This window comes from Nonomuraea sp. NPDC052129, assembly GCF_040680095.1.
GTDB lineage: Bacteria > Actinomycetota > Actinomycetes > Streptosporangiales > Streptosporangiaceae > Nonomuraea.
The window spans coordinates 232883-251694 of record NZ_JBFAVX010000002.1 but is presented as its reverse complement, the minus strand read 5'-3'; the positions used below and the strand labels follow the sequence as shown (position 1 = coordinate 251694).

General features: G+C 71.0%; 15 protein-coding genes. 12 read left to right on the top strand and 3 right to left on the bottom strand.

Translation table 11 applies throughout. The features are described 5' to 3' along the window. Positions 1-36 precede the first annotated feature (36 nt). Complete coding sequence (locus AB0L53_RS06045; RefSeq protein WP_363991007.1) at positions 37-1443, bottom strand: dienelactone hydrolase family protein; 1407 nt, start codon at positions 1441-1443, stop codon at positions 37-39. A 365-nt stretch (positions 1444-1808) separates the two neighbouring features. On the opposite strand from AB0L53_RS06045, the gene AB0L53_RS06040 reads away from it, so the two are divergent. Both AB0L53_RS06040 and AB0L53_RS06035 read left to right on the top strand, forming a co-directional pair. Next, a complete protein-coding gene (locus tag AB0L53_RS06040; RefSeq protein WP_363991004.1) occupies positions 1809-2966 on the top strand; it encodes a DUF418 domain-containing protein in 1158 nt (385 codons plus the stop codon). Positions 2967-3023: 57 nt separating this feature from the next. Next, positions 3024-6350, top strand: coding sequence for a glucodextranase DOMON-like domain-containing protein (locus AB0L53_RS06035; RefSeq protein WP_363991001.1), 3327 nt, complete (start codon positions 3024-3026; stop codon positions 6348-6350). Positions 6351-6358: 8 nt separating this feature from the next. Here AB0L53_RS06035 and AB0L53_RS06030 read toward each other — a convergent pair whose 3' ends face one another. Then, positions 6359-6997: a helix-turn-helix domain-containing protein gene (locus AB0L53_RS06030; protein ID WP_363990998.1), complete on the bottom strand. Its 639-nt coding sequence runs from the start codon at positions 6995-6997 to the stop codon at positions 6359-6361. A 113-nt stretch (positions 6998-7110) separates the two neighbouring features. On the opposite strand from AB0L53_RS06030, the gene AB0L53_RS06025 reads away from it, so the two are divergent. Both AB0L53_RS06025 and AB0L53_RS06020 read left to right on the top strand, forming a co-directional pair. After that, positions 7111-8691 (top strand): MDR family MFS transporter, encoded by a 1581-nt coding sequence (locus tag AB0L53_RS06025; protein WP_363990995.1) that lies wholly within the window; start codon positions 7111-7113, stop codon positions 8689-8691. A 221-nt stretch (positions 8692-8912) separates the two neighbouring features. Next, a complete protein-coding gene (locus tag AB0L53_RS06020; protein WP_363990992.1) occupies positions 8913-9233 on the top strand; it encodes a DUF6289 family protein in 321 nt (106 codons plus the stop codon). A gap of 95 nt (positions 9234-9328) precedes the next feature. Here the strand turns inward: AB0L53_RS06020 and AB0L53_RS06015 are convergent, their stop codons facing one another. Continuing rightward, positions 9329-10195 (bottom strand): fumarylacetoacetate hydrolase family protein, encoded by an 867-nt coding sequence (locus tag AB0L53_RS06015; RefSeq protein WP_363990989.1) that lies wholly within the window; start codon positions 10193-10195, stop codon positions 9329-9331. A 106-nt stretch (positions 10196-10301) separates the two neighbouring features. Between AB0L53_RS06015 and AB0L53_RS06010 the strand changes: the two genes are divergently transcribed. The 8 genes from AB0L53_RS06010 (at position 10302) to AB0L53_RS05975 (ending at position 18787) form a co-directional block, all read left to right on the top strand. Beyond that, a complete protein-coding gene (locus AB0L53_RS06010; protein ID WP_358173986.1) occupies positions 10302-11003 on the top strand; it encodes a FadR/GntR family transcriptional regulator in 702 nt (233 codons plus the stop codon). 8 nt (positions 11004-11011) lie between these two features. Next, positions 11012-11776 (top strand): enoyl-CoA hydratase/isomerase family protein, encoded by a 765-nt coding sequence (locus AB0L53_RS06005; RefSeq protein WP_363990986.1) that lies wholly within the window; start codon positions 11012-11014, stop codon positions 11774-11776. Next, complete coding sequence (locus tag AB0L53_RS06000) at positions 11776-12954, top strand: CoA transferase (protein ID WP_363990983.1); 1179 nt, start codon at positions 11776-11778, stop codon at positions 12952-12954. The genes AB0L53_RS06005 and AB0L53_RS06000 overlap by 1 nt, the downstream gene beginning before the upstream one ends. Next, a complete protein-coding gene (locus AB0L53_RS05995; protein ID WP_363990980.1) occupies positions 12942-13985 on the top strand; it encodes a hypothetical protein in 1044 nt (347 codons plus the stop codon). Before AB0L53_RS06000 ends, AB0L53_RS05995 begins: the two co-directional genes overlap by 13 nt. Further along, entirely contained in the window at positions 13982-14686 is a 705-nt protein-coding gene (locus AB0L53_RS05990) for an SDR family oxidoreductase (protein WP_363990977.1), read from the top strand. The genes AB0L53_RS05995 and AB0L53_RS05990 overlap by 4 nt, the downstream gene beginning before the upstream one ends. Beyond that, positions 14683-15729: an aldose 1-epimerase family protein gene (locus AB0L53_RS05985; RefSeq protein ID WP_363990974.1), complete on the top strand. Its 1047-nt coding sequence runs from the start codon at positions 14683-14685 to the stop codon at positions 15727-15729. The genes AB0L53_RS05990 and AB0L53_RS05985 overlap by 4 nt, the downstream gene beginning before the upstream one ends. A gap of 367 nt (positions 15730-16096) precedes the next feature. Next, positions 16097-17491 carry a family 2B encapsulin nanocompartment shell protein gene (locus AB0L53_RS05980; RefSeq protein ID WP_363990971.1) on the top strand — a complete coding sequence of 465 codons (1395 nt, stop codon included), beginning with the start codon at positions 16097-16099 and terminating at the stop codon, positions 17489-17491. A 21-nt stretch (positions 17492-17512) separates the two neighbouring features. Then, positions 17513-18787, top strand: coding sequence for a family 2 encapsulin nanocompartment cargo protein terpene cyclase (locus AB0L53_RS05975; RefSeq protein WP_363990968.1), 1275 nt, complete (start codon positions 17513-17515; stop codon positions 18785-18787). Positions 18788-18812 lie beyond the last annotated feature (25 nt).

Here is an 18812-nt window from a genome sequence, read left to right as displayed (position 1 = left end):
ATGCTACTTGAGGGTTCTCCTGCGGCTCGGGACGGCTCAGGCCAGTTCGTCGGCGAGAGCCCGTTCGATGCGCTGCCAGGTCTCGGCGTGGTACGGCGAGTCCTCCTGTGCCAGGAAGGCGTGTGGGGCACCCGCCAAGACGACCATCTCGTGCCTGATCCCGTCGGCCTGAAGACGCTCGGCGATCGCCGTACGTTGCTCTTCGGTGATCGCGTGGTCGCGGTCGCCGACGATGTACACCAGCTTGCCCTTGATGCCCGGGGTCAGGTCGAGCGTGGGCTCCGGGCTGCTCACCGGGATGTCGGTGCCCGTCAGCCAGCCCGCGTACAGGACCACGGTGATCGGGAAGCCGAGTTGGGTGGCGGCCAGGTAGGCCAGGTGGCCGCCCAGGCTCAGGCCCACCATGCCGACCGCGCCGCTCGTGTCGGCGCGTGCCGCCAGGTAGTCGACGGCCGCGCGGGTGTCTTCCAGCACTCCTGTACGGCTCAGCGTCGCTATCAGTTCGAACCCGCGCGCGCGGCCCTCGTCGGTGGCCGGCAGTTCCACTCCCGGGTCGGCGCGGTGGTAGTAGTCGGGGGCCAGCACCACGTACCCCATGCCCGCGATCCGGTCCGCGACCGCGCGCACGTCCTCGGTCAGCCCGAACAGTTGGTGGGCCACGATGACGGCCGGATAAACACCGTCCCCGGCGGGGCGAGCGAGGTATCCACCCATGGGACCGTCGCTGGTCCGCACGGTGATGTCCGTGGGGTTCACGGGTGCCGTGCCGGTGTCTGAGGGGACGTCGGCCAGGGCGGACACGACGGCTTCGGCCACACCCATGGCGGAGGCGGGGTTCTGGCCCGTCACCAGGCGGCCGTCGCGGATCACCTGCGGCTGGAAGTCGGGGCCTGGCACGTGCTCGGCGCCCAGTTCGCGCAGGCGGGAGGCGAGCAGGAAGGGAACCACCGAGGTCAGCCCGACGGCCGCCTCCTCGGCATCGGTGAAGGCCGCCACCCGGCGCCCCGCCACCAGCGGCGTGCCGTCGGACAGCGTCACGCCGACCAGGGCGGCCGGGCCGTGGCACACGGCGGCGACGACGCCGCCGTTCTCCCAGATGGTACGGGTCAGAGCGGCCAAGGCAGGGTTGTCAGGGAAGTCCCACATCGTGCCGTGCCCACCGGCGAAAAGGATCGCGCTATACCCGGACGGATCAACGTCCTCCGGCCGAGGTGTGTCGCCGAGCGACGGCAAGGCGAGGAAGCGCCGCTGGACGGGATCGTCCAAGTCCACCCCGTCGCGCGGCGGCTCGCCACCGGCGACGCTCACGAGGTCGACCTCGAAGCCCGCCTCGGTGAAGACCTCCCACGGATGGGCCGCCTCCGGGACGTAGAAACCCGTGTCCCTGCCGGTGTCGCCCAGTGCGGCGTGGCTGGTCAGTGCGATCAGAATGCGTTGGGTCATGACCACATGGTCGCCCTCGGGAACCATAGGCGGCCAATAGGCTTTTGAGGGTGCATCCATCAGCATTCTGATAGTTCGCGCCGCTCCGCACGTCCCTCAGCAAGTGGAGCACGCCTCGGAGTACTCGATCCGGCTGGCCGACGACAACGTCTGGGAGGCGGCCACCGGGTACGACAACCTGCTGCGGAGTGTGACCGTCAACTGACGGCTCGGGTCCTTCTGGAGAGAAACCTCCTCCGGAGGAGCAGAAGAAGACAGTCCGTCGGGGCTGAGGTCTCTGGGATGGGACCTTGCGACTTTGGTCGGTGCCGGAGGCTGCCAAGGATCGATGTGCCGGGGAGCTCGGCGTCTCTAGCGTCAGGATCATGACTCTGACCGAGGCGCCGGGCTCACGGCGCGTGCACGAGATCGACGCCGTCCGGGGGTTCGCGCTGGCGGGCATCCTGGTGGCGAACATCGGCTTCTTCGCCGATCCCGGCTACTCCGTGGGGACGGGCACGATGCCCATCACCGAAGGGCCGGTCGCGTACCTCATCAGCACGCTGGTGCTGACGAAGTTCTACATCCTGTTCTCCTTCCTGTTCGGCTACTCCTTCACGCTCCAGACGCGCGACGGGGTCGACGTCAAGGCCAGGATGCTGCGGCGCTGCCTCGGTCTCTTCGTGATCGGGGTGCTGCACGGGTTCCTGCTGTGGGTCGGCGACATCCTCACGCTGTACGCCACGCTCGGGGTGATCCTGCTGGCGATGCGCGGCATCTCGCCCAGGAAGGCGGTCGTCACCGGTTGCGCCATCATCGGCGTCATGTCGGTGATCTGGCTGCTGCTGGCCGGGCTGACCCTGCTCGACCCGGCGACGGGCACGGCGGCCGGCACGGCGGCGGTGACCGACGCGGCGGCCGGGGCGCGGGCGGAGGCGCTGGTCACGGGCGGGCCGTTGAGCTTCCTGTCGTTCCAGGTGGAGACGTACCCGGCGCTGGCCGCGATGGTGTGGATCGGGCAGGGGCCGATGGCGCTGGCGATGTTCCTGTTCGGGCTGGCGGCGGGCCGGTCACGGCTGTTCGAGGAGCCGGCGCGCTGGGCCCATCTCGTGCCGCGCGTCCAGTGGGTGGGCTTCGGCGTCGGCCTGCCCGCCGCGGTCTTCTTCGCCTGGGTGTCGTCCTCATCCGGGGACACGCTGGATCTGGTCGCGCTGGCGGTGAACAACGTGGGCTCGGTGCTGCTGACGGCCGCCTACGTGGTCACCCTGCTCCAGGTGTTCACGCGCTTTCCCGCCGTCATCGGCGTGCTGTCGCCGGCCGGGCGGGTGGCGGCCTCCAACTACATCGGGCAGTCGCTGCTCTGCTGCCTGATCTTCACCGGCTACGGGCTGGCCCTGGCGGGCAAGCTGTCGCCGCTCACCGTGATGGGCGTGGCCGCGGTGATCTACGCGCTCCTGCTCGGGCTGAGCTGGTGGTGGCTGCGGAGCCATCGTTACGGCCCGATCGAGTACGGCCTTCGCCGCCTCACCGCGGGTCGGGGTTGACACGGATCAGGGCCTGGTCTTCTCTGCAACGAAAGGGCGGACCCGAGGGGGCACGGCATGGCCACGGTTCGACGGTTCACACTTGCCCTCGTCGTATCCGCCGCGCTGGTCGGGCTGCCCGCCGCGCCCGCCATGGCCCGGGGTCCCGCTCCGGCCGGGCCGGGTGCGGCGTCCCACTTCGGGTTGGCACGCAAGGACTGCGTCGGTACGGCCGCCGGCCGGGCGTCCAAGGTCTGGTACACGGTCGCGGGCGGCGTACTGTCCGACGTCTACGAGCCGACCATCGACAACACCAACGTCGAGACGATGCAGTTCGCCGTCACCGACGGCACGACGTTCACCGAGTTGCAGTCCCGCGACACCACCTACAAGGTGAGCACCGACCGCTCCGGCATGACCTGCACGATCACCTCCTCCAGCAAGGCCGGCCGCTACCGCCTGACCACCACCTATCTCACCGATCCGGACAGCGACGCCGTCGTGGTCAGGACCCGGCTCCAGCCGGCCGGACTGCGCCTGTACGTACGCCTGGACGCGAGCGTCAACGGCAACGGAGGCGGCGGCGCGCCGAACGGCGGGGCCGACAGCGGCGTGGTGGACGGCCCGACCGGCGCCCCGGTGATCTCCGACCCGAACACCGAGACCTCCGCGCCCGCCCGCGACTACGCCGTACCCACCCACCTGGCGCTGCGCGCCGAGCGGCGGCTGCCCCAGGCGGGCGTCGGCTACGCGGGAACGCCCAGCGACGGCGCCGCGCAACTGGACTCCGCCCACACGCTGACCCCCAACACCACCGCGCCGGACGGCAACGTGGTCGCCACCGCCCGGCTGCCCCTGGACGGCTCGGGTGCGGTGACCTTCGCGCTCGGCTTCGGCCGTACGGCGGCCGCCGCGTTGCGGACCGCGGGCGCGGCCGCCGCCCGGCCGTTCGAGACCACCCGAGCCCGCTACGAGGCGGGCTGGGCCACCTACGACGCGGGGCTGCGCAAGCCGCCCGCCTCGCTCGCCGACGCCTACCGGTTGTCCGCCAACGTGCTGAAGGCGAGCGAGGACAAGACCTTCCCCGGAGCCGTCGTCGCCTCGCTGGCCAGCCCGTGGGGCCAGGCGGTCGGCGCGGGCGAGAAGGTGGGCGGCAAGGCGGTCTATTTCGGGTCGTATCGCGAGGTGTTCGCCCGCGACCTGTACGAGGCGTTCACCGGCTTCCTCACCGACGGCGACCTGGCGACCGCCCGCGCCACAGCCCGCTTCCTGCTGGAACGCCAGCAACTGCCCGACGGCCGCCTGCCGCGCAACTCCCTGCTGAACGGCCGGCTCGCCCCCGACTCGGGCGGCGACCAGCTCGACGAGAGCGCGTACCCGATCCTGATGGCCCACCAGGCCGGGATCGGCGCGGACCTGTGGGAACACGTCTGCCAGGCCGCGGACTTCCTGGTCGCGCACGGGCCCGCGTTCGGCGTCGAGCGCTGGGAGGAGCAGCAGGGCTACTCGCCGTCCACGATCGCGGCCGAGATCGCCGGGCTCGTCGCCGCCGGGGAGATCGCCGCCGGCCGCGACGACCAGGGCCGGGCCAGGCTCTACCGGGCCACCGCCGACCACTTCGCCCGCTCGGTCAAGGGCTGGACGGTCACCACGACCGGCCCGTACGCCCCCCGCTACTTCCTGCGCCTGTCGCGCACCGGCGACCCGGACGCCGCCGCCCCGTACAACCTCGGCAACGGCGGCCCGACGGAGGACCAGCGCCGGGTGGTGGACGCGGGGTTCCTGGAGCTGACCCGGCTGGGCATTCTGCCCGCCACCGACCCCGACGTGCTGGCCAGCCTGCCGGTCGTGGACCGAGTGATCGGGCGTACGACGCCGAACGGCCGGGGCTGGTACCGCTACGGCTCCGACACCGCGGGCACCGAGGACGGCTACGGCGACTGCTACGAGCCCGACCCCACCTCCTGCGCCCCGTCCGGGCGGCCCTGGCCCACCGCGAACACCGGCTCGGGCCACCTGTGGCCGGTCCTGTCCGGCGAACGGGCCGAGCAGGCGTTGCAGGCCGGCGACCCGCGTACGGCGGCGTCCCTCCTGGCGGCGATGCGGGCCATGTCCTCCGGCACCGGCCTGGTCCCCGAGCAGGCGTGGGAGAACCCGGACCTGGCCGCCGCGCCGTACGGCACCGACCCGGCCACCGCCTCGATCGGCTTCCGCGACGGCGAGCCCGCCGGCTCGGCCTCCCCGCTGACGTGGGCGCAGGCCCAGGAGGTGCGGCTGGTCCTCTCTCTCGCGGCGGGCCGCCCAGCTGAACAGCCCGAGATCGTACGCCGTCGCTACGCCGCCCACGGCACGCCCGGCATGGCACCGCTCACCGTCACCGCCCCGGCGGAAGGGAGCACGGCCGCCGGCACGTCGGTCACGGTCGAAGGGACCACCGCGCCCGGCGCGCGCGTAGACGTCGCGGCCACGCCCATCGACATCGGCGCCGCCACCAAGGTCGTCTCGGTACGGGCCGGCGCCGACGGCCGCTTCACCGCCCAGGCGCCGGTCTCGTTCGGCGAGGTCGTGCTCACTGTGACCGCCACGACCCCCGACGGCCACACCGTGACCGCCATGACCCCTGACAACCGCGCCGTAGCCGCGACAACCTCCGACGGCCGCACCGGGTACGCCCGGCGGTCGATCGTCGGCGACATCACCGGCGCCACCACCGTGCTCGACGTCACCGACCCCGACGGCGACGACGACGGGCCGGGGACCTACGCCTACCCGACGGCCGCCGACTTCCACGCGGGCGCCTTCGACCTGCGCAGGTTCCAGGTGATCACGGATGCGAGCACCGTCTACCTGCGCGCCGAGATCGCCGACCTCACTCCCACCTTCGGCAGCCAGATCGGCGCCCAGCTGCTCGACGTCTACGTACAGGACCCGGCCGTGACCGCGCGCTCAACTGATCCGGCGTTCCCGCAGCGCAACTACCGCATCGCCGAGCAGGACGCCTGGTCGCAGCGGGTCGAGGCGCAGGGCTTCGCCGCCCCGGTCTGGGTGACGGCCGCCGGCGCCGCCCGGTCCGGGGCCGCCGTCCGCGGCTCCGGCACCACCCGCACGATCACGATCGCCCTGCCTAAGGCGGACTTCGGCACGCCGGGGCCCGGCTGGCGGTTCGCGGTCGTGCTCGCCGGTCAGGACGGGTTCAGCGCCGACCAGGCCAGGGGATTCACCGCCACTCCCCAGCCGTACCAGTTCGGCGTGTGCGCCCCCGGCGGGACCGCTCCCCTGTGCTCCGTCGACCCGGGCGGCGTGCCCAAGGCCGTGGACGTGCTCACCCCGGCCGGACAGTCGCAGGCCGACGAACTGAACCCGCTCCTCGGCCCGGTCATTCTGCGGGCGGTTCCGGTCCCTTGAGGCCCCGGTCACTCCGCCAGCGGTTCCGGTCCCCTGAGGCTGAGGAGAGGCAGGTCGGGGAACAGGTGGCTGACCAGGAGTGTCGCCGTGCGCATCGCGGCGGTGACGATGTCGTCGTTCGTCGCCTCGGTGCCCTGGGCGGCCAGTACGGCGCTGTGCACGCTGAGCAGGGCCAGCCGGACGCTGAGCTGATCCTGCACTGAGGCTCCGGGCCCCAGGATGAGCCGGGTGGCCCGGTCGGTCCGCTCCAGCGGGCTGCTCTGACCCGTCGGCATGGCCGTCTTCAGCGCGGTGTGGTTGGCGACGGCGAATCGCATGTTCCGCACCCCTTGCCGGCTGCTCATCGTGAGCCACCGGCTCAGCAGCTCGGCGGCCAGCTCCGGGGAGTGCGGCTGCCCGGCCGCCCAGTCGAGCAGCTCGTCCATCGCCCGCATGTGGTCGGTGAAGAGGCTGACGATGACGGCCTCTTTGCTGTCGAAGTGGTAGTAGAGCGCCGCCTTGGTGATGCCCAGTTGCTCGGCGATCTCGCGCATAGAGGTGGCGTCGTAGCCGTGCTCGGTGAACAGGGTCAGCGCGGCCTCCTGGATCTCGGCTCGCGTCTGGCTGCCCTTGCGCCGCGCACCCGGCGCCGACTCCGTCTTGGTCATGGCTCTTCCCTCTTGCTCCAAAACTGTTACACAGCCTATTTGCCTACCGGTCGGTTAGCAAGTACGCTTGCCGACCGACAAGTAAGTTCTATGGATCGACAGGAGCGCACGTAATGGCCAAGGACAGCGCGGACACCGCCTCGGGAGCGGAAGAGCAGGTCGGATTAGGGTTCAGCCACCGCCAGATCATGGTGACCATGAGCGGCCTGGTCGTCGCCATGCTGCTGGCGATGCTGGACAACATGATCGTCGCCCCGGCGATTCCCACGATCGTGGGCGAGCTGGGCGGCCTCGAGCACCTGGCATGGGTGACCACCGGCTACGTCCTGGCCTCCACCGTGGCCACGCCGATCTGGGGCAAGCTAGGCGACCTCTACGGCCGCCGCATCATCTTCACCACCGCAGTGGCGATCTTCCTGCTCGGCTCGGTGCTGTGCGGCGCGTCCCAGGATATGGCACAGCTGGTCGCCTTCCGCGCCATCCAAGGGCTGGGCGCGGGCGGACTGATGGTCGGCGTTCTGTCGATCATCGGCGAGATGATCCCGCCGCGCGACCGCAGCAAGTACCAGGGCGTCATGATGGCCGTCATGCCGGTCGCGATGATCGGCGGCCCGCTCATCGGCGGTTTCATCACCGACAACCTGAGCTGGCGCTGGGCCTTCTACGTCAACCTGCCGCTCGGCGCGGTCACCCTGGTCCTGTGCTGGATCACCCTGGCCAAGCTGCCCAAGGGCACCGGCAAGGCCGTGATCGACTGGTGGGGCACCGGCCTGCTGACGATCTGGATCACCGCGCTGGTGCTCGTCACCAGCTGGGGCGGCACCCAGTACGAGTGGGGCTCCGGCCAGATCCTCGGGCTGATCGCCCTGGCCGTGGTCACGTTCGTCGCCTTCATCTTCGTCGAGCGGCGCGTGGCCGAGCCGATCATGCCGCTGCGGGTCTTCAAGAGCCTCAACTTCTCGCTGTCCGGCGCGGTCGCCTTCATCTCGGGGTTCGCGATGTTCGGCGCGATGGGCTTCCTGCCGCAGTTCCAGCAGTTCGTCCAGGGCTCCTCGGCCACCAACAGCGGCCTGCTGCTGATGCCGATGATGATCGCCTCGATGGCCGTCAGTCTGGCCGCCGGCCAGCTGATCAGCAAGACCGGGCACTACAAGTCGGTGCCGATCGTCGGCGCCGTCCTGGTCACCATTGGCCTGGCGCTGTTCGCCACCATGGACGTCGCCACCTCCACCACGGTGACCGCCCTCTACATGGTGGTGCTCGGCGCCGGCATGGGCGCGCTGATGCAGACCAGCACCCTGATCGCGCAGAACAGCCTCGCGCTGCGTGACATGGGCGCGGGCACCGGCGTGTCGACCTTCCTCCGCAACATGGGCAGCTCGCTCGGAGTCTCGTTGCTCGGTGCCGTCTACGCCAACCACCTGACCGACACCCTCATCGGCACTCCCGCGGTCGCCGCCCAGGCCTCCTCGATGACCCCGCAGCTACTGCGCCGCCTGCCCGAGGCGGTCCAGGACCTGTTCCAGCAGGCGGTCACCAACGGCATCACCGCCCTGTTCACCTGGGGCGCGGTCGTGGCCGCCATCGGCATCGTGGCCGCCCTGTTCATCCGCCAGGTCCCGCTGCGCGGGGCCGCAACGCCGCAGGCGGCCAAGGCCAAGGCCGAGGCCGACGCGGTCGCCATGAGCGGCTGAGTCCGCACGGGCCGGAGGGGCACCTCGGCCACGTAAGGGTGCGGTTCCGATCACGCGGAACCGCACCCTTACGGTTTTGTGGGCCCAGCGTCAGCAGTGCCGCTCGAGAAAGTGGCCCAGCCTCAGTAGGGCCGCTGAAGGAAGCAGCCCAGGCTGATGTCCCGTCAAGGAACGCGATGGAACGCCCTCCTTTTGGACAACTCACAGGAAGGGACGTCTCTATGATCAGATCCAGCCGCCCGCGCGGCGTCGGCTTCGGCTTCGTCCTGGCATGGATGCTGGCCGTCCTCGTGGCAGCCGCCGTCGCCGCCGCGCTCACGCTGCTACCGGCGAGCACCGCGTCGGCCTCGGCTCCCGTGCCCGAGCCGACGACCTTCATCTCGACCCCGCCGGGCGGAGGCGACGTCCTGCTTGTCATGGACTACTTCGACGGGAACGACAAGCTCGTCGGCCAGTTCTGGAGGGGCTGCGGCCAGCCTTCCGGAGGCTGGGGCGTACGCCAGGGAATCCTGCGCATCTTCACGCCGCCCTGCGGGCCGTAATCACGACGGGCCGTAATCACGACGGGCCGGGCACCGGAGACGGTGCCCGGCCCTGGTCGTGCCGGTCTCAGCGCTTGACGGCGAACAAGCCCGTCTCAGCCCATGGCGGCCAGGCCGTGCACCACGGTGCTGGTCAGCGTGCCGATCTCGGCGATGCCGATGGTCACCGTGTCACCGTCGCGCAACGTGAACGGCAGGTCAGGCACCAGGCTGGTGCCGGTGGAGAGCACGGCCCCGTCGGGGAAGGCGTCGGCGCGGAACAGGTAGCCGGCCAGGTCGTCCAGGCGCCGGTGCAGCTCCGAGGTGGACGCCTTGCCGTCCCACACCGTCTCCCCCGCCCTGGCGATGGTCAGCGTGATGTCCAGCGCGTACGGGTCGGCCACCTCCCAGACGGGCCGGATCGCCGGGCCGACCGCGCACGCGCCCAGGTAGATCTTGGCCTGCGGCAGGTACAGCGGGTTGACCCCCTCGATCGTGCGCGAGCTCACGTCGTCGACCACCGTGTAGCCTGCGATCTCGCCCGCGGAGTTCAGCACCAGGCCCAGCTCCGGCTCCGGCACGTCGATCTCCGAATCGGCGCGCACGGCGATCCGGCCGCCGTCCCCCGACACCTTCCAGGCGACCGACTTGAAGAACAGCTCAGGCCGTTCGGCGTCGTAGACGAGTTCGTACACGTCGGCCGCCCGCTCGCTCTCGGTCACCCGCGCCTCGCGCGAGCGCCGGTAGGTGACGCCCGCGGCCCACACCTCCATCAGCCCGTCCACGGGCGCGAGCCTGCGCACGGACGCGGACGGGTGCTGCGGGCCGGCCGCGGCGGCGCACCGCTCGCGCAGCTCCGCGACGGGCAGGCGGAGCAGCTCTCCGACGGTGGTGACCCCGTCCAGCTGCGTCACCTGGTCGCCGCCATCGACGCCGACCGCGTCCGTGCTGGTCAGCGGGCTGACAAACCGTACGATGTGCATGACACTCCCAGCTTCATCTGATGAAGCCCGAACTTCATCAGATGAAAGTCTATGAAAAAACCGACCGTCCCGATACTGTGCCAAACATCCGAATACGGAGGAAACCGTGGCAACTGATCCTTACCCGGACACGGCTCGGCATGCTCACGTCGTGCACGCCCTGGGTGCCCGGATCGTCGACGGTTCGCTGGTGCCCGGCACGCCCATCCCGATCGAGGAGCAACTGGTCAACGAGCTCGGCGTGGGCCGCTCGGCCGTACGGGAAGGCGTGAAGGTGCTGGCCGGCAAGGGCCTGCTGGAGACCAGGAGGAGCGCCGGGACCCGCGTCCGGCCGCGCGAGTCCTGGAGCCTGCTCGACGCCGACGTGCTGAGCTGGCGGTTCGGCGCCGACGCCCAGGCCGGGGACATCCGGGTGCTGGCCGACCTGCGCGTCGCGCTGGAGCCCGGGGCGGCCCGGGTGGCGGCCGAGCGGGCGGACGCGGCGGCCATCCAGCGCATCGACGAGGCCCTGGCCGCGCTGCACGCCACGGCCGACGACCCCGACCCCTTCATCGACGCCGACCTGGCCTTCCACCGGGCCGTGTTCGGCGCCGCCGACAATGACCTGCTGCTCTACATCTACGACATGATCAGCATCGCCCTGCGCTCGGTACGGCAGGTGCACACCCGATCGGTCGCGCACAACAAGGAAACGCTGCCCAACCACGAGCGCGTTGCCGTGGCGATCCGGCGCCGCCATCACCGCAAGGCCGAGGAGGCCATGCGCGAGGTGGTCGAGGTCGCCCGCGCCGACGCGCTCCACTGCTGAGGGAATCCATGGACGTCCTGCTCGACGTGGCCGGCCCGGTGGCCGTCATCACCCTGAACAGACCCGCCAAACTCAACGCCATCACCCCCGAGATGGCCGATGCGCTGCGCGCCTGCCTCGACCGCGTGGACGCCGACCCCGCCATCCGGGTGGCCGTGCTCACCGGCGCCGGGGAGCGCTCCTTCTGCGTGGGCAGCGACATCCGCGAGCTCGACGCGTACGCCACGCCGTGGGAGTTCCGCAACCGCGGCGACTACGGCGACGCGGTCCGCGCCCTGCGCAAGCCGATCGTCGCCGCCGTCAACGGCTACGCCTACGGCGGCGGCCTGGAGCTGGCCATGGCCTGCGACATCCGGCTGGCGGCCACCACCGCCACGTTCGCCGCGCCCGAGATCAAGCTCGGCTGGATCGGCGGCAGCGGCCAGTCCGCCCTGCTCGCCCACTCCGTCGGCCCCGGCAACGCGGCCACCATGCTGCTCACCGGCGACCCGATCGACGCCGCGCGGGCCAAGGACTGGGGACTCGTCACCGAGGTGGTACCTCCCGACGAGCTGCTGCCGGCCGTACGAGAGCTGGCCGGGAAGATCGCCGCCCGGCCGCCGATCGCCGCCCAGACGGCCAAGGCCAACCTCAAGGCGGCCTACACCATGCCGCTCGACCAGGCCATCCAGTATGAGCGCGACCTGCAGACCGTCTGCATGGCCACCGCCGACGCGGCCGAGGGCCGGGCCGCGTTCGCCGCCCGCCGCGAGCCGGTCTTCGAGGGGCGCTGATGGGCGTACTCGACGGTTACCGCGTGGTCGACCTGTCCATCGCCATGGCGGGCCCGCTGGCCGCCATGCGCCTGGGCGACCTGGGCGCGGACGTGATCAAGGTGGAGCCGGTGACCGGCGAGTGGCAGCGCCACGCCCCCGCGGGCGGCGCCACGGGCAACCAGGTCAACGCCTCGTTCCTGTCCCTCAACCGCAACAAGCGCAGCCTGGCGGTGAACCTCAAGTCGGACGAGGGCCGCGACATCGTCCACCGGCTCGCCGCGACGGCGGACGTGTTCCTGCAGAACTACCGGCCCGGCGTCGCCGAGCGCCTCGGCATGGATTACGACACCATCAGCGGGCTCAATCCGCGCGTCGTCTACGTCTCCATGTCCGGGTACGGCGAGAGCGGCCCGTACGTGACGCGGCCGGGACAGGACCTGCTGCTCCAGGCCATGAGCGGCGCCATGCTCAGCACCGGCCGCGACGGCGACCCCCCGGCGCCCGCGGGCACCTACGCGATCGACGCGATCACCGCCTACAGCGCCTTCGAGGGCGCCCTGGCCGCGCTGCTGCACCGCGAGCGCACCGGCGAGGGCCAGCGGGTGAGCGTCAACATGCTCGACGCGGCCATCGCCGTACAGATGCAGGAGCTGTCGGTCTTCACCGTCGGCGGGGTCCCGCAGCGGCGCGGGCGCGAGCCGCACGGCCACACCTACATCCGCGCGCCGTACGGGGTGTTCGCCACCAAGGACGGCTATCTCGCGCTCGGCATGCCCAGGCTCGACGGGCTGGCCGTCGCGCTCGACCTGCCCGAGCTGGCCGACATGGACGGCCACACCCAGCGCGACGAGATCACCTCGACCGTCGCCCGGCGGCTGCCCGAGCGCACGACCGCCGAGTGGCTGGACATCTGCGCCCGCCACGACCTGTGGGCGGGCCCGGTGTACGGCTACGCGGAGCTGGTGGCCGACCCGCAGGTCCGGCACAACGGCTCGTTCGTCACCTACGACCACCGCACCGAGGGCACGGTCACCACGCCCGGCTTCCCGTACGGCCTCAGCGCCGCCCCGCCCCAGGTACGCAGGGGCGCGCCGCTGGTGGGCGAGCACACCGCGGAGATTCTCGGCGAGCTGGGCTACCCGGCGGAACGCGCCGCCGAGCTGGTGGAGAAGGGCGTACTGGCGTGCGCGGACTGACCTGGGACCACCCCCGCGGCCACGCCCCGCTCGACGAGCTCACCCGTCTCGACCTGGCCGGGCCGAACCCGTACGGCGACGTGCCCGAGCCGATCGAGTGGGACCGGCAGCCGCTCGAAGGCTTCGAGTCCGAGCCGATCGCCACCCTCAGCGCGTCGTACGACGTGCTGGTGATCGACCATCCCGGACTGGGCGCGGCGCTGGACTCGCTGGTGCCGATGGACGAGCTGTTCGCGCCGCCCGAGCTGGCCGATTTCCGGGCCCGTACCGTCGGCCGCTCCTACGAGAGCTACCACCTGGACGGGCGCCAGTGGGCGCTGCCGCTCGACGCGGCCGCACAGGTGGCCGCCGCCTGGCCGGGCACGCACATCCCGGAGACCTGGCCAGAGACGGTGGAGTTCGCGCGGAAGGGCGGGCGGCTGACGCTGTGCCTGGGCGGTCCGCACGCCTTCCTGATGTTCTGCGCGTTGTGCTCGGGCGACTTCCTCGACCGCGAGGCGGGACTGCGGGCGCTGGAGCTCATGGCCGAACTGCTCGCGCTGGCCGACCCCGAGGTCTCCCTGCGCAACCCGATCGGCGTCCTCGACGCCATGGCGGCGGGCGGGCCCGACCTCTGCCCGCTGGTGTACGGGTACGCCACCTACCCGCTGGCCTTCGCCGACGCCCCCGCCTGGCCCGGCCGGGCGCCGGGGAGCGTGCTCGGCGGCACCGGGCTGGCGGTCTCCAAGAGCCGGGTGCGCGACGGCGGGACCAAGGACGCCGTACGAGCCCACCTGCGCCGGTTGCTGTCGGAGCCGGTGCAGACCGGGCTGTTCCCCGCCACCGGCGGCCAGCCCGCCGCCCGCTCCGCCTGGGACGCCTCGGGCTTCTACCGCGACACCCGCGACACCGTGGAGGCGGCCTGGATCCGGCCGCGCTTCCCCGGCTACATCGGCAAGCAGGAGCGGACCTCCGCGCTGCTCCGCGACGGGCTGACCGCCCGCCGACCGGCCAGAGACCTGCTCGACGACCTGCACAGGGAGTGGACATGACCACGGCGCTGGTAACCGGCGCGGCCGGCGCGCTCGGCCAGGCGATCGTGCGCCGCCTGACGGCCGACGGCCACCAGGTGGCGGCGCTCGACCTCGACGCCGGCTCGCTCGACGGCGCGCTCAACCTGGCGGCCGACCTGCGCGACCCGGCCGCCATCGAGGACGCCTTCACCCGTACGGCCGCCGCGCTCGGGCCGGTCGGCGTCCTGGTCAACAACGCGGCCATCTATCCCAGCAGGCCCTTCCTGGAGGTGCCGCTGGCCGAGTACGACGACGTGCACGCGGTCAACCAGCGCGCCTACTGGCTGGCGGCCCAGCACGCGGCCAGGCAGATGACCTCGCTGGGCGCCGGCGCGATCATCAACATCGCGTCGATCACCATGCACGGCGGCTGGCCCGACCTGGCCGCCTACGTCGCCACCAAGGGCGCCGCCACCGCCCTGACCAGGGCTCTGGCCCGCGAGCTCGGGCCGCGCGAGATCCGCGTCAACTGCGTCTCGCCCGGCGCGTTCCCCACGGCCGCCGAGGAGATCCATCCGGATCCCGAGGCGTACAACCGGTTCGTCCTCGAACGGCAGGCGCTCCAGCGGCGCGGCCGGCCGGAGGAGCTGGCCGCCGTGGTGTCCTTCCTGGCCGGCCCCGACGCGTCCTTCGTCACCGGCCAGACCATCGAAGTCAACGGAGGGTGGGTGATGGCATGACGCCGACCCGCAGGCAACTGGCGGAGCTCACCGGCGACCCGGCCGCGATGGGCGGGGTGCGCCTGGTGACGCTCGGCGACGGCGCCGAACGCGGCATCCGGACGCTGGAGTTCCGCACCGGCTCGGGGCTGGCCTTCGACGTGCTGGTCGACCGGTGCATGGACATCGGCGCGGCCGAGCACGCCGGACGGTCCTTCGGCTGGCGCTCCCCCACCGGCTTCCGCCATCCGGGGCTGCACGAGAACAACGACGAGGACGGCCTGTCCTGGCTGCGCTCGTTCTCCGGGCTCATGGTCACCGGCGGCCTCGACCACACGCTGTTCGGCGGCGAGGTCCCCGCCGACACCTACCGCTACCCGCCCCGCCAGTCCGTACGGCACGGCCTGCACGGTCGCGCGGGCAACCTGCCCGCCCGGCTGACCGGCTACGGCGAGCGCTGGGACGGCGACCGCTGCGTCCTGTGGGCCGAGGGAGAGGTACGGCAGGCGGCGGTCTTCGGCGAGAACCTGACCCTGACCCGCCGCATCGAGGCCGACCTGGGCGGGGACGAGATCCGGCTGAGCGACACCGTGACCAACGCCGGGTTCGAGCCGACGCCGCACATGTTCCTGTACCACATCAACCTCGGCTGGCCGCTGCTCGACGAGGGCGCCCGGTTCGAGGCGGACATCCGCGAGACCCTCTGGCAGAGCGACAGCGTCGCCGAGCAAGGGGCCGACCACCTGACGCTGCCGGGGCCGGTGCCGGGCTTCGTGGAGCAGGTGTACGAGCACGCGCTGAACCCCGGCGCCGAGGGCCTGCACCGGGTCGCGGTGGTCAACGAGCGGCTGGGCATGGCGGTCAGCGTGGAGTTTCGGGCGGCGCAGTTCCCGTGCTTCTTCGAGTGGCTGAACCTGCGCTCCGGGAACTACGCGATCGGCCTGGAGCCGTCCACCCACCACGTGGGCGGCGACGCGGCGGCCCGGGAGGACGGCAGCATGATCTGGCTGGGGGCTCAGGAGTCGCACACCTACCAGACCACGTTCAGGGTCGAGACGGTCTGATTTCATAAGGAGGACCCGGTCCGCACCTGACTTTTGGTGCGGACCGGGTCCTCTGCTTTTTCCGCCGGTAGTTCACGAATTATCGGTTAAATCAGACGTACTTGGATGGTCGAACAGCCAGAGAGGGCCATTGATTGGCTGCGGAATGGCCTTTAGCATCGAAGACGCCTCGACCGGACCACCAGCGTGAAGGCGACCAAGAATTCGATGACAGAGCCGCTCACATTCCGCGGTACCACGACCGAGGAATTACCCGCGTCGATCTGATGCTCTCCGGAAGAGATTTCCCACCCGTACTCTCAAAGCCGCCGAAATCGGCCAGCTGAGCCGACGGGTTTCATTCCACGATAAGAGAGTGCGAGGAAACATGCCCCCCGAGCAAGCGGAACACCGGCTGAGCCTGGACACCCGGGCCGCGCGCAACCTGGCCACCACCACCAAGACCCGTCCGCAGATGCAGGCCATCACCTCCCGCTGGCTGCTGCGCATGCTTCCGTGGGTGGACGTGGCCGGGGGCACCTATCGGGTCAACCGCCGCCTGACCCACGCGGTGGGACGTGGCCGGGTCAGCGTGGTGCAGAACGGCGCCGACGACGTGTGGATCATCTCGGAGACGCTCACGGAGCTGCCCGCCCTGCGCGGGTTCGGCGACCTCGACGTGCTGAGCGCGCTCGCCTCGACGTTCACGGCGCGGCGGTTCCAGGCCGGGGAGGTCATCGTCGAGGCCGGGACGCCGGTCACCGAGACCTTCGTCATCGCCCACGGCCGGCTCAACCGGCTGTCCACCGGCCAGTACGGCGGCACGGTGGTGCTCGGGGTCATCGCGGACGGTGACCAGTTCGGCGACGAAGTCTTCGCCCAGGACGATGCCCGGTGGCCGTGCTCCATCCAGGCCACCACCGCCGGGACGGTCATGGTGTCGCCGCGTCGGGAGTTCCAGCGGCTGCTCGACCAATCGCCCGCTCTGCGGGAGCACATCCAGCGTTACCTGGAGGGCACCCGCAAACCGGTCAACAAACGCGGCGAGGCGGCGGTCCACGTGGCCGCCGGGCACGTCGGCGAGCCGGACATCGGCGGCACCTTCGTGGACTACGAGCTCCACCCTCGCGAATACCCCCTGAGCGTCTCGCAGACCGTCCTGCGGGTCCACACCCGCGTGGCCGACCTCTACAACGAGCCGATGAACCAGTTCGAGGAGCAGCTCCGCCTGACGATCCACGAGATCCGCGAACGCCAGGAGTGGGAGCTGCTCAACAACCGCGAGTTCGGGCTGCTGCACAACGCCGACTACAGCCAGCGGATCAACACCTGGTCCGGTCCCCCGACCCCCGACGATCTGGACGACCTGATCAGCATGCGCCGCAAGACCCGCCTGCTGCTCGCGCATCCCAAGGCGATCGCGGCCTTCTTCCGCGAATGCAACAAGCGCGGCCTGACCGTGGGCAGCGCCAACGTCAACGGCCACGAGATCCCGGCCTGGCGCGGAATCCCGATCTTCCCGTGCGGCAAGATCCCGATCACCGACGGGCACACCAGCTCGATCATCGCCATGCGCACCGGCGAGGAGGACCAGGGAGTGGTCGGCCTGCACCAGGTCGGCCTCCCCGAGGAGTACGAGCCAGGCCTGAACGTCCGCTTCATGGGGATCAACAGCCAGGCGGTGATGTCCTACCTGGTCAGCGCCTATTACTCGACGGCGATCCTGGTGCCCGACGCGATCGGGATCCTGGAGAACGCCAACATCGCCGCCCCCCGCTCCTGACGATCCTAGGAAGAGGGCCGCATGCCCGCAGACGACACCGCAGAACCTCCGGCCGCCATCACACTGCCGGCCGGCCCCTCCGTCCGCCGAGCCGCCGAAGCGCGGGTCCAGGCCATACCTGAGAAGCCCGCCGAAGCGGACTCACTGGCCCGGATGGTGGCCGGTCCCACCGGCCTGGGCACCTCGGCGCTGCGTGTCCCGTCCCCGGACCAGTGGCCCCCGCCCAGGGTCTGCGAGCACGACGGGCACGAACCCCCGCAGCCGCGGCTGACCCTTTCGAGCACCATGCTCACGTACGACCTTGAGCCGCTCGCCTACCAGGAGCGGGAGTGGGGCGACGGGTCGTATCCCCCGCTGTACTGCCCCGAGACCGTACGCGTCAACGAGGACCTGGGCGACGAGGTCAACCGGCGCCTGGTGGCGTGGGCGGAGCGGATCGGGCTCCACGAGGGCCGGATGAAAGAGTTCAGCGACACGGGCTACGGCCGGCTGGCCATGCTCACGCACCCCGACGCCGACGATCCCGACATGCTGCTGATCGCGGCGCAGACGAACGCCGCCTGGTGGGCGGCCGACGACTACTACGCCGACGAGAGCGACCTGGGCGCGACGCCGACCGAGCTGCCACCGCGGCTGGCCCTGGTGACCTCCGCCATGGACCCGCCGCCGCCCGCGGGCGACTACACCCGCCAGCTCGAGGAGGCGATCCAGGCCGACCCCGTCCTGGTCTCGCTGAGGTCGAGCATCAGCCACATCTCCCGCCACGCCAGCTCGTCACAGATCGGGCGCGTCTGCAACATCACTTCCCAGATGTACGTGAGCTGGGCCGCCTACGCGGCTTGGCGCTACCTGGAGACGCCGCCGCCGGTCTGGCGCTACCTCGCGGCACGTCAGCACGACAGCTTCTACACCTCCATGACGCTGATCGACATCGTGGGCGGTTACAACCTGCCCGCCGACCTGTTCTTCATGCGGCGCTTCCACACCGCGCTCATGCAGGCGGGCACCGCCAGCGTCCTCGTCAACGACTTGTATTCCGTCGAGAAGGAGGCCGCGGACGAACTCCCCGACTCCAACGTGATCCTGCTCATCGCGGCCGAGGAGAAGTGTTCCATCCGCGAGGCGACCGAACGCGCGGTCGCCCTCCACAACGATCTCGTCAAGGGCTTCGAATCCAGCCATCGCGCGCTCATTGCCCTCCGGTCTCCCGAGCTCCACCGGTTCCTGCGCGGCGCGCAGGCGTGGATGGCCGGCTGCCTCGAATGGCACGGCTCCACCAGCCGCTATCAGTCTTGACCGCACCCCCGACAGTTCATTGAAG

What these genes read in the sequence shown, in the direction of transcription:
- AB0L53_RS06045 (WP_363991007.1), bottom strand. Translation starts at nt 1,443, where the DNA reads ATGACCCAACGCATTCTGATCGCACTGACCAGCCACGCCGCACTGGGC.
- AB0L53_RS06040 (WP_363991004.1), top strand. Translation starts at nt 1,809, where the DNA reads ATGACTCTGACCGAGGCGCCGGGCTCACGGCGCGTGCACGAGATCGAC.
- AB0L53_RS06035 (WP_363991001.1), top strand. Translation starts at nt 3,024, where the DNA reads ATGGCCACGGTTCGACGGTTCACACTTGCCCTCGTCGTATCCGCCGCG.
- AB0L53_RS06030 (WP_363990998.1), bottom strand. Translation starts at nt 6,997, where the DNA reads ATGACCAAGACGGAGTCGGCGCCGGGTGCGCGGCGCAAGGGCAGCCAG.
- AB0L53_RS06025 (WP_363990995.1), top strand. Translation starts at nt 7,111, where the DNA reads ATGGCCAAGGACAGCGCGGACACCGCCTCGGGAGCGGAAGAGCAGGTC.
- AB0L53_RS06020 (WP_363990992.1), top strand. Translation starts at nt 8,913, where the DNA reads ATGATCAGATCCAGCCGCCCGCGCGGCGTCGGCTTCGGCTTCGTCCTG.
- AB0L53_RS06015 (WP_363990989.1), bottom strand. Translation starts at nt 10,195, where the DNA reads ATGCACATCGTACGGTTTGTCAGCCCGCTGACCAGCACGGACGCGGTC.
- AB0L53_RS06005 (WP_363990986.1), top strand. Translation starts at nt 11,012, where the DNA reads ATGGACGTCCTGCTCGACGTGGCCGGCCCGGTGGCCGTCATCACCCTG.
- AB0L53_RS06000 (WP_363990983.1), top strand. Translation starts at nt 11,776, where the DNA reads ATGGGCGTACTCGACGGTTACCGCGTGGTCGACCTGTCCATCGCCATG.
- AB0L53_RS05990 (WP_363990977.1), top strand. Translation starts at nt 13,982, where the DNA reads ATGACCACGGCGCTGGTAACCGGCGCGGCCGGCGCGCTCGGCCAGGCG.
- AB0L53_RS05985 (WP_363990974.1), top strand. Translation starts at nt 14,683, where the DNA reads ATGACGCCGACCCGCAGGCAACTGGCGGAGCTCACCGGCGACCCGGCC.
- AB0L53_RS05980 (WP_363990971.1), top strand. Translation starts at nt 16,097, where the DNA reads ATGCCCCCCGAGCAAGCGGAACACCGGCTGAGCCTGGACACCCGGGCC.
- AB0L53_RS05975 (WP_363990968.1), top strand. Translation starts at nt 17,513, where the DNA reads ATGCCCGCAGACGACACCGCAGAACCTCCGGCCGCCATCACACTGCCG.